General features: G+C 40.2%; 8 protein-coding genes. 6 read left to right on the forward strand and 2 right to left on the reverse strand.

Features of this window, described 5'->3' with window-relative positions; translation table 11 throughout:
* Window positions 1-17: 17 nt before the first annotated feature.
* The 3 genes from B3014_RS02155 to B3014_RS02165 all read left to right on the forward strand — a co-directional run bounded on the left by B3014_RS02155 (window position 18) and on the right by B3014_RS02165 (window position 5,979).
* Entirely contained in the window at window positions 18-3,470 is a 3,453-nt protein-coding gene (locus B3014_RS02155; protein ID WP_289244274.1) for a beta strand repeat-containing protein, read from the forward strand.
* A gap of 122 nt (window positions 3,471-3,592) precedes the next feature.
* Window positions 3,593-4,210: a response regulator gene (locus B3014_RS02160; RefSeq protein WP_289244275.1), complete on the forward strand. Its 618-nt coding sequence runs from the start codon at window positions 3,593-3,595 to the stop codon at window positions 4,208-4,210.
* The gene (locus B3014_RS02165) at window positions 4,210-5,979 is read left to right on the forward strand and encodes a hybrid sensor histidine kinase/response regulator (RefSeq protein WP_289244276.1); all 1,770 of its coding nucleotides are present in this window, start codon (window positions 4,210-4,212) and stop codon (window positions 5,977-5,979) included. The genes B3014_RS02160 and B3014_RS02165 overlap by 1 nt, the downstream gene beginning before the upstream one ends.
* Here the strand turns inward: B3014_RS02165 and B3014_RS02170 are convergent.
* The gene (locus tag B3014_RS02170) at window positions 5,976-8,702 is read right to left on the reverse strand and encodes an ATP-binding protein (protein ID WP_289244277.1); all 2,727 of its coding nucleotides are present in this window, start codon (window positions 8,700-8,702) and stop codon (window positions 5,976-5,978) included. The two genes, B3014_RS02165 and B3014_RS02170, sit on opposite strands and share 4 nt — an antisense overlap.
* Entirely contained in the window at window positions 8,699-10,000 is a 1,302-nt protein-coding gene (locus B3014_RS02175; RefSeq protein ID WP_289244278.1) for an ABC transporter substrate-binding protein, read from the reverse strand. The genes B3014_RS02170 and B3014_RS02175 overlap by 4 nt, the downstream gene beginning before the upstream one ends.
* A gap of 199 nt (window positions 10,001-10,199) precedes the next feature.
* On the opposite strand from B3014_RS02175, the gene B3014_RS02180 reads away from it, so the two are divergent.
* The 3 genes from B3014_RS02180 to B3014_RS02190 all read left to right on the forward strand — a co-directional run bounded on the left by B3014_RS02180 (window position 10,200) and on the right by B3014_RS02190 (window position 13,598).
* The gene (locus B3014_RS02180) at window positions 10,200-11,141 is read left to right on the forward strand and encodes a GGDEF domain-containing response regulator (protein WP_289244279.1); all 942 of its coding nucleotides are present in this window, start codon (window positions 10,200-10,202) and stop codon (window positions 11,139-11,141) included.
* Between the two features lie 12 nt (window positions 11,142-11,153).
* Window positions 11,154-13,244: a putative bifunctional diguanylate cyclase/phosphodiesterase gene (locus tag B3014_RS02185; RefSeq protein ID WP_289244280.1), complete on the forward strand. Its 2,091-nt coding sequence runs from the start codon at window positions 11,154-11,156 to the stop codon at window positions 13,242-13,244.
* 126 nt (window positions 13,245-13,370) lie between these two features.
* Entirely contained in the window at window positions 13,371-13,598 is a 228-nt protein-coding gene (locus tag B3014_RS02190) for a cysteine-rich CWC family protein (protein WP_289244281.1), read from the forward strand.
* The last annotated feature ends 54 nt before the right edge of the window (window positions 13,599-13,652 follow it).

Consider the following 13,652-nt stretch of genomic DNA (forward strand, 5'->3'; position numbering starts at 1 on the left):
CGCAAGGAATCCGAGTGATGATAAATAAACAACGACAGTTTCTGTCGCTCTCTACTACGTTGCTGTGCAGCTCATTTTTACTGGCGTCGTCAGTTGTGCATGCTTCTACACAACTAGATGGCACAAACACATCCCCAATCAGAGTTAGTGATGGTTATATCGCAAAGAATTTTGAGAATGCCAGTAAGTTGACTGTTGATGATGCTGGATCGCTTAGCCTGTCTGGAAAGAGTCATTTCGATAATCTTAAGTCAGGAACAGTCTTTAACAAAGGCAAAATAGATAATCGTGGTGAGATAAATAACTATGGCGTAATAGAAAACAACAGTGAATTTGATAGTGGAAAGGGGATGCTTAAGAACTATTATGGAGATATCCTAAATGCCACTAATTCTCGATTTATTACTGATAAGCTTATCAATAAGAAAGGTTACATTTCTAGTAATGGTCAATGGGGAGTAGGAAATAGGATAGACAACGAAGGTACAATTCGAATTTTATCTAAGGGGACAATGAGCGGCCTCAAAGCCAGTATTTATAATAATGGTAATAGTAAATTTATTAATCTTGGCACAGTAGAAAGTGGCAATTTTTACAATAGGTCAGGGTCAGGAAACAATGGCTTTCATAATGAACTCACGGGTATTTTTACAAGCCACAATATTTTCTATAATTTGAGTTCTGGCTTGGTCGTTAATGATGGACTATTCAGAAACGACGGTAGTGTTGCCAACGAAGGTAATTTCAATAACAACGGACAAATACTCAATAACAAATCATTTGAAACATATGGAACATTTACCAACACAGGTGTAATTGATAATACTTTCGCCACATTTAGCAATACATCTGGAAAGACATACTCAGGCGGATACAGGGTTGGCAGGCTCACTAACAATGGCACGATAAACAATAATGCCATCATGAATAATACTAAGTCGGCTGCATTCATTAATAATGGCATACTCAATAATAATAGCGGTTCGACATTTAACAATGCTAGCGGCTTTAGTAATCAATCAAATGGTGTTGTAAATAATCACTCTATTTTCAATAATCAAGAACACAGCACATTTAACAACAAGGATAACGCTAGTTTTGTCAATGATGAAACAGCGAGTTTGAATAATGATGGCACTCTCAGCAATCGGGCAGGAGCTACATTAACCAATAAGGGCATTATCACTAATAACGCAACAGGCACTCTCAACAATGCGGGTGCATTGATTAACTCAAACACCAGTGAATTTGCTAACGATGGTACGCTCAGTAATCAGGCAGGTGGTACGTTAACCAATCAGGGCATTATCCGAAATAACACAATTGCCACACTCAATAATACAGGTAACTTGATTAACTCAGATAGTGGTCAATTTGCTAATGCTGGCACTTTTAATAACAACGAAAATGGGCAATTTCTCAACAATGGTGTGTTTGCCAATGGCGGTGTTCTGAACAATAAGGGCACATTTACCTCCACCTTATATTCCACAATGGCAAATTATGGAGTTATCAATAATCAGGGCCAATTTATTGCTCAGGGTGAATTTATCAATGGCAGCGTCATGAATAACGGCCAGTTTTTGATTGATGACTATGCAGACTTTACTAACGTCAATACCCTCATCAATACATCTGATGGCACCCTTAACCTGAAGGGCAAATTGCTCAATCAAAAATATTCACCCTCGAACATCACCAATGAAGGTGAGTTTAATATGAGCTATTACAGTCAGCTTGATAATGAAACCTTATTCACCAACAGTGCTTCCGGCACTTTAACGAACGATGGCACGCTGAATAACTCAGGTACCTTAGCGAATAATGGCACCTTGATTAATCACCGACAAATAAATAATACGGGTGCGTTTTCAACCAGTGGCCAGTTAACTAACTACAATTACATCAGTAATACCGGTTCGGCTGAGATGACACTGTCTAGCACTGGCACGATGACAAATCGGGGAATGCTGTCAAATGACGCTCGGCTGATAAATTATGGTGTTATCAATAATGCGATTAACGGCACAATCAATAACACGGAAGAGTTTTTTAACAATGGCACCTTGAATAGTGATGGGGCAATTAACTCTGTCGGCCTTCAAAATACCGGAACTATTGTCAATGCCGGCACGCTGACAAGTTATTGGCTGCTGGATAATGAAAACACCATTACCAATACTGGTGTGATAAATAATAATGACACCAGTACGTTCAATAACTTCGCTACCGTGACAAACCTGGCTGGAGGCAATATTGTCAATACTGGCGTGTTTGTAAATAGCGGCACCGTTGAGAATGCTGGCACACTGACTAATGCCTCTGTCTTAAAAAATAAAGTCGGTGCAACACTCAATAATACCGGCGTGCTCAATAATAACGATGAGTTCATCGTTGAGGGGGTACTGAGCAATAGCGGTCAGCTGACTAACTCAACCTCAGGTGATCTGAATGTGGCTTCATCCGGCCAAATCAATAATAGCGGTCGATTTATTAGCGATAATAGACTCACCAATGCAGGTCGCATAACGAATAACACGGGGGCGCTTTTTAATAATACCGGGGAGTTTTATAACAACAACACATTCGCTAATGCCGGTGAGTTCAATACGCTGGCCATGGAGAATAACGGTGTCATCACTAACACCGGTGAGTTTAATAATCACTGGCTTATGTATAATAAAAATAGCCTCTCCAATGAAGGAAAACTGACCAATGTCTCCACTGGTTCGCTATCAAATACCTCAAAGATAAGCAATAAAAGTAGCGGTAACTTCACTAACTTTGGTGAGATCAACAACCAAGCAACGATTGAGAATGCCGGTGTCTTATCTAATCAAGGGACACTGAAAAATAACGGCATCATCACCAACTCTGGTCAATTTATTACGACGGATGGCCACATTGTGTCTGGCACTGGTGAGTTTATTCAAACCGCTGGCAGTACCACAGTAAATGGCAGCATGACCCAAAAGAACGTCAACATTAATGGCGGTAACTTGAACGGTCACGGCGTGATTAATAGCAATGTGTTCGTGAACGGCACCAGCTATAGCGATTATGCCAGCCTGACCCCAGGTAACTCTATCGGTAAACTGACGGTGAATGGCAACTACACCCAAGGTACATTTGGTGCAATGAATATCGAGTTTGATGGTAATAGCACGGATGTATTTGCTGTGAATGGCGTGGCGACACTAGCGGGTGTGTTGAGTTTTGACTTTATCGGTTCAGAACTTAAAGCCGGGATCTTTAATTTCATGACCTTCAGCAGCTTGGTCGGCAGTTTTGATAACATCATTCTGCCGCTGATGAGTGGCTTTGATTTTGATGTGATCTTCGGTGATACCTTTGCCAATCTGGTGATTACTGAAAGTGTCAGTGCGGTACCCGTACCGGCAGCCATTTTCTTGTTTGCACCAGCACTGCTGGGATTTATTGGTATACGCCGTCGTGTGAGCCAACGTTAAAGTCAATGTGAAACGCGAGGAAAAAGCCGTCGTTAATGACGGCTTTTTTTTCATTTAAACTAGGCTGATTTTTCAATTTTATGAATAATGACCTATAAAAATAATAAAAGGCAGGCGCAGACGTGAAACTATTACTAGTTGATGACCATCAGTTATTTTTAGATGGCTTATCAGCCTTACTCAGCAAGGCAGATAGCATTGATATCATTGATACTGTCAATAACGGTAAAGAGGCCTTTGATAAGTTAAGTTCGGGACAATATGACGTGGCCTTGATTGATCTTCGTTTGCCGATCATGGATGGCTTTCAGTTGTTAGCGTCCTTATCGGATTCATCGTGTCTGGTGCCGATTATTATTGTTTCAGCATCGACTGATCCGATAGATATTGATACTGCCTTTAACCTCGGTGCCATGAGTTTTATTCCTAAGTCGTCATCAGGAGAGACCATTCTTCAGACCATCGAGCAAGTGATGTTGGGTCAGAAAGTGTTTCCAGACAGTGACATGGACAAGCTAAAACCAAAAGCAGAGCAGTGGGCGAGTCAGCACAATCTTACCCAGCGTCAGCTTGAAGTGTTAAGGCTGATGAGGCAGGGATTCTCTAATCAGGCGATTGCTGAACAGCTCTCGATAAGCATGCCAACCGTGAAATCACACGTCAGTGCCATTTTTCAAGCATTGGGTACACAAAGCCGTAGCGAAGCCGGTAAAAAAGCTCACCAACTTGGTTTGGATTAATGTTTCGATTTACTAACCAACAATCGTCTACTGATCTGGGGCGATATCAACAAAAGATAGATATTGAAAAAATTCTGATTGCTCATCGTAATTGTCCCGCCACCCTTATCGGTAATGCACTTGGTGCCATCCCCATCACACTCGTCATGCAGAATACATCGTATTCGCTGGCCGCTATTGCCTGGTTTACTGTCTTATATCTATTAATCATCGTGAGATGGTGGCATTACCAAAGCTTAAATATTGAAACAGCGCAGACTACAGAGGTTTTCCAATATGGCAGAGTCCAGATTTTATTAGCCTTTTTTTCTGGCTGTATATGGGGGACGGCGGGCATCCTGTTTTTTGATCCGGCGCACATTTCTAACATCGCCTTTGTGATTTTGACATTAGTGTGCATGCTGGCAGGCAGCTTGGCTTCACTCTCTGCCAGACCTGTTGCTTATGCTGCTTTTTCTCTGCCTACCATGTTGCCTCTTAGCCTGATTATGCTGTTTCAGGATGAGCATTTTTATAATTGGATGGGGTTTGGCTCTATTGTCTATTTAGCTGCGACATTTGCCTTTTGTTTAAACCTGTATAAAGTCATCGTCCAGTCACTGAAATTACAATATGAAAACTTGGACCTTATTCGCGATCTACAAGAACAAAAAGAGGTCGCTGATAAAGCCAATCGTGATAAATCACGCTTTCTAGCCTCTGCCAGTCATGATTTACGTCAACCTTTACATGCCGTTAATTTATTCACCGAGCTACTCGGTCAAAAACTAACATCAGCATCTCAACAACAAGATATTCAAAATATTCAACAGGGCCTTCAGTCATTAAATGAGTTGTTGGATGTATTGCTCGATATCTCTCGGCTGGATGCGGATATCGTTCATGCCAATAAAGTCAGCTTTGATATAGGCAGTTTGTTAGAAAAAATAAAAGCGCCATTTGAAATTGATGCTGCAAGACATCAACTTAGTTTTGATATGCAAACAGCGTCTTATAACGTATTTACTGATCCCTTATTAATAGAGCGGGTGATAACGAATTTATTAGTGAATGCGATTCGTTATACAAAACAAGGCGGCGTCACTGTTTACCTTTCTGAGAAAGATAAAACACACATTCGTTTGCATATTGTCGATAGCGGTATTGGGATTCCTGAGGATTCGCTCAATGATATTTTTGATGAGTTTGTTCAGCTCCACAATCCTGAAAGAAACAGACAAAAAGGGCTGGGACTGGGCTTAGCCATCGTTCGTCGGATTCTGGATCTGCTTGAGCACTCTTTCCATATACAGTCTGAAGTAGGAAAGGGCACAGAGATTATTTTATGTCTGCCATTAAGTGATGAAGACAATAATGCTGTAGGGGCTACAACACCTAGCTTATCACTGCGTCAAAATAGATTAGAAAATCTTAACGTCATGATTGTCGATAATGAGCTAAGTATTGTTGAGGCGATGACTGAGTTACTCAATAGCTGGGGATGTGAATGCCGCGCATATACATCGACAGAAGCGGCAATTGAAGCCATTAAATCAGAGGCTCCTCCCGAGTTTCTACTCGTTGACTACAGGATGCCTGGTGATTACAACGGTTGTGCTTTTGTCTCTTATATTGAATCTATTATAGGAAAAACATCAGCCATTATTATCACCGGAGACACCAGTGAGTCTGTGATTAATGAGATTAAAGACCATGGCTTTTTACGACTACAAAAGCCTATCAAACCTGTGCAATTACGATTATTGATGGAAAAAATGCTCCATCATTAAAGCCATTTTTTTAGCATATCTAACAGGGTATTGGGCATTATCGGTTTGGTTAAATAGTCTGACATACCTGCTGAGAGACATTTTTCTTTTACACCTTCCATCACATCTGCTGTGAGGGCGATAACCGGGGTCGACAGATTGAACTCCCCGGCCTGACCTGAGCGAAGCTGTTGTGTGGCGGTAAAGCCATCCATGACCGGCATCATACAATCCATAAAGACAATATCGTATTGCTTCTCACGCAGTTTATTTAAAGCGACTTCACCATTTTCTGCAATATCAGCCATCATTCCATATTTCGCGAGGATACCGCTGGCCACCATCTGGTTGATTTCATCGTCTTCAACCAGAAGGACCTTACTTGATGAAAAGGTGGGTAACGAAGCAGTGTCTGCAGTAGGTTGTGCATGTTGCTCGATAAGCTGTTCTGATAATAAGCGGCTCGCATTAAATAACTCTGACGCACTGATAGGTTTGATCACGGTGACATCTGATAAATCACTTATCAGTGAACGACTCAAATCATCTGCCAATGATGACAGCAAAATAATCTTAATATTTTTGGATTTGAGTTGTTTGAGTTTATTTTCGTTGATGTGGTTCAGCATGGCGCTATCAACCATCAGCACCACATCGGTATCTTCCTCTCGAACCGTTGTCTCAATCAGCAGTAATGAAGAGGTGATATGTAGATGATTTCCCCATTTAGTAAATAAGCTTTCTAAATAGGTGCTTAATTTTTCATTACTGGTATAGGCAAAAAATTGTGTGAATTTTGTGGTCAGTACTCGAGGAGGTAAAACCTTATCTTTTTTCACCGTAATGGTGAAATAAAAATGACTGCCAGCCCCAACAGTTGAGTCAACTTCCAGTTGTCCTCCCAGCATGCTCACTAACTCAGCACTGATAGCTAACCCAAGACCGGTACCACCGGCTTTTCTGGTTGAAGCTGAATCAAGTTGGCTAAACCGCTCAAATAAATTGGTCAGCTCTTCTTCTGATATGCCGATGCCAGTATCAATAACAGAAAAATCAAGGTTAAGGCTGTTGTCATCGACTGACTTGATATCAATCATGAGTTCGACTGAACCATTTTCGGTAAATTTGACGGCGTTAGAAAGCAGGTTAAGCAGGATTTGTCTGAGACGAATTGGATCAGAAATAATTTGTACATTCTCAATTGCATTGGCAGGGCAGAGGACTTGAAGGCCTTTATTATGTGCATTGGGTTCAACCACTCTGCCAATATCTGAAATCAGTTTTTCTAAATTAAATGCCATTTCTTCAATAGAGAGCTTGCCAGACTCAATTTTTGAATAATCCAGAATATCATTAATGATTCGCATCAATGATTCGGCACTGATTTTAATGTTGTGGGCAAACTGATGTTGTTTTTCCGTAAGTTGGGTATCGCTTAGCAGATTAATCATGCCAAGGATGCCATTCATTGGTGTTCTTATCTCATGACTCATATTCGCCAGAAAAGCACTTTTTGCATCGGCGGCTGCATTTGCTTTCTTCGCAGACAGTTCCAGCTCCACTTCTCTTAAACTTAATTTTTCAGCTAATTCTTCTGTTTCTTTTAAGAGGCGTTTTGTTTCATCCGCACTTTGTTTAAATAAGGTAGCCGATCGGGCTAACTTACCTATTTCATCATGCCGATCGATACCAGGAATAGATAAGGTTTCTCGACCAGAACTGATATCTTCAAATGTCTTACTGATATCAGAAATGGGGACCGTGATAGCGCGACTGACCCTGCCAGAAATCATGAGGGCGATGGCCATCAGAAAAAAGGAACCGATAAAAGCGATAAACTTATATAGTTGCAGATTATTATTGGTGCTACTAAAAAGTGCTGTTTGTCTCTCAATGGAATAATCTTTTAATTGCACAGACAGGCTTTTTAATTCAGAGGCTTCCCCTGCAATCACCACATTGACCAGAAAAATAAAATTGCGATCTGCTTGAATCGTACGAAAGAAGGTATTTTTGATGGTATCAAGTTGATTGTTGAGATTAATGATTAATTGTCTTTCTTTTTCAGAGGTGGAAGCGAGCTCTGAATAGACAGCAATATCCGTTTTTGCTTGATTAAATGTGTCAACGAAATTTAAACGCGTTTTGTTGGTACGGCTCTGAAAGTATTGAATAATTTGATTCTGAGCAAAAGCGATCGAAGAACGAATTTCATACAATAAAATCACTTCTTCAGACTTCTTATGTTGCTTTGTCATGGTGTCGAGCATGTCATAAACAGAACTAAACTGTTGTTCCAGTTGACTATGTAACTGCTTTAACACCAAACGTTCATCATTCAATTTTGCCGTTTTCTCGTAGAGGTTCTCAAGTGAATCGGTAAATTTGGGATAAATGGCAGCTGATTCCTCACTGGACTCCGATGAAACAGAAAGACTATGAATACTCGTTTGTAGGTTTTTTAATAATCGTTGAATATCTGTAATGGATGACTGACTATCCGTGATGCGAAATACTAATATTTTTCGATTAAGTTCAATAATATCTGCTTCGACTTCAGACATCAGCCGTGTATAAGAAATAGACTTTGTATAGTCATTGAATAGTTTTTCAACATTTGTCAGAGAAAATAAATTCACAATGACAATAAACAAAGAAATCAACGCAAGGCTGGCGAAACCAATAAAGACACGCTTGCGTATCCCAAGCTGACTCATCAGTGTAGATTGATGCCATTTACTCATGCTAATAAAAACTCATACCATTTTTGTAGCGAATAATCATAATTTGGCATAACCGTATTCCAGACAGCGATATTGCTTAATCGTGTGGTGTAGGCTCCGCCGGTACGGATATCACCAGCCTTGACTGAAATCTTGCCATCCGTACCTTTTAGATCCGCTGTGGCCTCTTTTCCTTCATACCAGTAATCCCATTCATTTTTGTCTAATAAAGGTTTTGATCGTTCCGGATTTGAAATGTAATAACCTTGACGGGCAACATAAGCACCAGCCCAACCACTTAGCCACCAGTTCATATAATCATAAGCGGCATCTTTGACAAACCCTTGGCATTCACTGGATAAACACATCACACCATGCCAGGCACGGTAACCTTCTCTGGGGGCTGCATAAGTAACTGGTATGCCATCGCCATTGAGTGCTGATACTGCCGGTGAAAACATGCTTTCCAGGTGTACCCGACCTTGACGCATATAATCAATTGATTGAGGTACCGAATTCCAGAAACCTGCAAAGTGATGTTGTTTTTTGAAATCCAGCAAAATAGAAAAGAGGCCATCAATTTCGGTTTGCGTCATATCGCTCATATCATTGAAATTAATCAGACCTTTACTCTCTGCAGCCAGAGCCAAATCAAAGATACCGATGGTCGGAGAATTAACAATGCCCACTTTTCCGCGATATTGCTCATCTAGTAACCAGGACCAACTTTCCGTTTCATACGGAATGCCTTTTTTTATGGCATTCGTGTTATAGCCAAATGAATCCACATTGTGAACATAGGGTAAAAAACTAATCTTGCCGGTGAATTCAGTTCCTAAACTGCCATCAGCTTGAATATTTAAAATTTTATGTGGTGCATCACCTAAGCCAATATTAGCTTCAGGTGCAATTTTCCCTGTTTTTGATAGGGCATTGATTTCATCCCAGTAGTTTAAACGTTCCGTATCAATGGGCTGAATTACAGATGCCTGCCAGAGCTGTCGAATACTATCGGTCCATTGCTCATAGATATCAAAGGAACCTGGTTGTGTTGTGGCTTTTTGAATAAGCTCAGCCTCGCCACCTGGTTCAAAAACGATATTAATACCAAGATCAGCCATGGCTTGTTGTCTTATCTCTTCTTGTAGCGTCACGTGTGTGCCCATCACGCGTAAAGTTGGTGTCGTTCTGGCAAAGACAAAGGGCGCTTTGCTTGATAAAACGGATAGGCCAGCTAATACACCAGATTTTTTGATAAAAGAACGTCTCCCGACAGAGATATTATCTTTTGGTTGAGTAAAGATTTTTTCTGAATCCATGATCTTCCCTTAGCTATGCACTGAGAGTAACAGAGTTGGTATTTTTTATGTATCGACATAAAAAACAATCTATGAAGAAATTATTTTAATGATGTGTTGATCCTATAGGATTTGATAAAAAATGAATATTAAGGCTTGATAGTTAAGATTGAGAAGTAGAAACTTGGTATCAAAATTCACTGTCATGGAAAAAATGCACATGCATGTACTGATTGTTGACGACAATGATATCGATTGCATCACGACTAGTAGCTTTGTACAAAAAGCAGGTATGAATGCGTTAATAGCCAATAACGCCACTCAAGCGATTGAAATTATCTCAAACAGAGACACTAGTCCGGAAATCATTGTTGTTGACTGGATGATGCCAGAAGTCAATGGCCTGGAGCTATGTCAGAAAATCATAGCGCTGAACTTAAGTCTCACGCCATATATCATCATGATTACCTCCAACTCTTTTGGTCAAATCGAACAAAAAGCACTAGACGTGGGGGCTGATGATTTTATTGAAAAGCCTATTCATGGTGCCGTATTTATCGCTCGATTAAGAGTGGGTGAGCGTATTGTTAAGATGCAACAAAAGCTTTTATCACTGGCCGATACAGATGAGTTGACCGGCTTATTAAATAGACGCGCTGCCATTAAAGCCTGCGAAACACACCTTGCCAGACTAGCCCGTTCTGATAAATCGATCAGTCATTGTCTTATCATCGCTGATATTGATTTTTTTAAACACATTAATGATACCTACGGTCATCAAATTGGTGATCGCGTATTAATCGATGTATCCAATCGTATGCGAAATAGCATTCGGCCGTTCGAGACTGCTGCCAGGTTTGGTGGTGAAGAATTTTTAATTTATTGTGAAGCAACGGAGGCAGAAGCCGACATTATTTTAAGAAGACTACGTCAGGCGATTGCTTCATCCGAATATAGTTACAACAATATATCCATCAACGTGACGATGAGTTTTGGCTGTGTCGTCATCAACAAACACGATACCAAGCACACCATCAATCAATTTATAAAAAAAGCCGATGATTTATTGTATGAAGTGAAGAGTGGTGGGAGAAACAACTATAAATTGGCAGCTTATTCTAGTATAGAAGAAAGTGAAAAAACTAATACTGAATGTAACTGATGAGTGAATAGCATGAGTATGGAAACAAAAATTTTAATCGTTGATGATGATCCAGTCATTATTCTGGAATTATCAACTGTATTAAAAAGTTTAGGCGATATTTATGTGGCTAACTCAGGGGCGAGTGCCATAGCTACAGCCAGGGATATCGTTCCTGATATCATCTTGTTAGATATCGGACTTCCTGATGTCGATGGCTTTGATGTTTTAACTGAACTCAGCAACAATGAGCAGCTGAAACATATCAATGTCATCGTCATCACCGCCCATGGCGAATTTGATAATCACTTCAAGTCATTATCTCATGGTGCTATAGATTTTATTACAAAACCAGTAAACGAACTGTTACTTGAGAGAAAAATTCGTTCGATGCTGATCAATCGAACGCATATAGCTAATACCGTTAAATCAACTTCACAGACTCAACTAGAGCAATTGAAAGAGCAATTTGTACATCTATTAAGCATGCTGACTGAGGCCGTCATGATCACAGATGTAGAAGGCAACATAGAATTGGCTAACGATTATAGTCAGTCTCTCTTTGGATACGATGACCTGACCAATAGAAATATCAAAGATATTATTCCCGATGATCAACTTGCTCATCACCAAGAAACATCAACCATAACTGAGCAGCATGACTTCACGCCCATATTCAAACAGATGGATTTAAGCAAACAAAATAGTCAGACTATCGAAGTCGAAGTAGGCGTGTCTTTACATAAAAGCGAGCAGGATTTTCATTTCTTATATGTGATCCGTGATCAGTTTGAGAAGAAATTAACACAAGCTCGCTTACTCAAAGCCGCGCTATATGATTCTTTAACAGGCGTATATTCCAGAGAGGCGCTAGAACTTGATTTAGAAAAAATCTATGGTAAAAAAAGTAACAGGGCAAGCTACCTCGGCTGTCTGCTGAATATTGATAGGTTTAACGAATTGAATGCTGTTTATGGCCATGCCCACTGCAATCAGTTACTCGTCGATGTCGCCACCGAGCTCAAGCATTTGATGCAAAACCTACCCGTCAGAATATATCGTGTCGGTGGTGATATATTTATCATCAAATCAATTCAACCTATTGAAAAGGTTAACTACGCTAATATAAAAGATGCCGTTCAGGATGCCTTTTCTATTTTATTAGAGTCAGTTAGTCATCAACTTAAGCATAAATTATCGATTAGTGCGGTCATGTCTTTTTTTGAAAGTGACACCGTTAAAAATGGTGCTATGTTACCCATGCTGGAAGATGCACTGAAAAATCATAAACAAACAGGCAAATCTGGTGAGCTCATTTTTGTAGAAAACACAAACTATGGCAGGACTGTGAAAGTCGCTGCTCTTGCCCAATCTATGTTAAGTGGTCTGGATTTTTCTTCACTCAGTGTGGTTTATCAACCTAAAGTCAATTCAGTTAATCAGGTGGATTCTGCTGAAGCGTTATTACGCTGGGACAATGTGAATTCAGCACCACTTAATCTATTAGATTTTATCGGTGTGGCAGAAAGTACAGGTGTGATTGTGGATGTTGGGTATTTTGTGCTTGAGGAGGTCTGTGAAATGCTCAAATCGATTAGACAGCGAGTGCCTGATTTTCACAAAAAAATATCGGTTAATCTCAGTATTCGACAGCTCGCTGATACCAAATTAGTTGACACCTTCGAAGTCATATGTAAACAATATAATGTGCCCACTCACCAGATTATTTTCGAAGTCACAGAATCAGTGATGGCTGAGAATATCAATCTATTAACATCGGTTATCCATGCACTCAAAACAGCCGGGTTTGGGATCGCGATTGATGACTTTGGCACGGGACAATCCAATCTAAGCTATCTAAGTCAATTGCCTATTGATGAATTAAAAATTGATAAGTCGTTCATTGACAAAATCCATAGTGAAGATGGGGATTACCCGATTGTGGATATGGTGATATCAATGGCAAAAGCCCTGAAGTTAAAAGTGGTTGCAGAAGGTGTTGAGACGGTTACACAAGCGACGTACCTTCGCTCAAAGGCATGTGATCTGATTCAAGGTTATTACTTTTACAAACCATTATTACTAACAGACTGGCTTGAACTGAATCAGCAATCAGTGAACTAAACAAGCCACTATCATTGATGGTTTTGTATGGCGAACAATGCTTCTATCACCAGTCAATTATTAGGATAGATACATTATGGCTGGGGTTGAATTTTTGAATACTCGACTGGATAAAATTCATCACATATGACTGAGAGTCAAGGCGTCTTCGCTGACAGATGTCCCATATGTGGTGGTCCAAACGCTTGTGGCAATTTATCAGTTGATAATAATCCGGCTGATTGTTGGTGTCATAAAGCGGATATGATAATTAGCCAGACCCTTTTAGAGCAGGTACCTTCAACTCAGAGAGGCAAAGCCTGTATTTGTCAGCAATGCGTTATCAGACAAGCAGCAGATGCCCCTGACAATTAAGCATTTTTGGCCGTCTTGCTTGGCTGGCTTTGAGTTGTAAATTATTTAGCAGCA

Origin of the sequence: Methylophaga sp. UBA678 (genome assembly GCF_002299105.1) — a bacterium.
Classification (GTDB): Bacteria; Pseudomonadota; Gammaproteobacteria; order Nitrosococcales; family Methylophagaceae; genus Methylophaga; species Methylophaga marina.

Coding starts and splice junctions, on each gene's coding strand:
- B3014_RS02155 (WP_289244274.1), top strand. CDS start 18: ATGATAAATAAACAACGACAGTTTCTGTCGCTCTCTACTACGTTGCTG.
- B3014_RS02165 (WP_289244276.1), top strand. CDS start 4,210: ATGTTTCGATTTACTAACCAACAATCGTCTACTGATCTGGGGCGATAT.
- B3014_RS02170 (WP_289244277.1), bottom strand. CDS start 8,702: ATGAGTAAATGGCATCAATCTACACTGATGAGTCAGCTTGGGATACGC.
- B3014_RS02175 (WP_289244278.1), bottom strand. CDS start 10,000: ATGGATTCAGAAAAAATCTTTACTCAACCAAAAGATAATATCTCTGTC.
- B3014_RS02180 (WP_289244279.1), top strand. CDS start 10,200: ATGCATGTACTGATTGTTGACGACAATGATATCGATTGCATCACGACT.
- B3014_RS02185 (WP_289244280.1), top strand. CDS start 11,154: ATGAGTATGGAAACAAAAATTTTAATCGTTGATGATGATCCAGTCATT.
- B3014_RS02190 (WP_289244281.1), top strand. CDS start 13,371: ATGACTGAGAGTCAAGGCGTCTTCGCTGACAGATGTCCCATATGTGGT.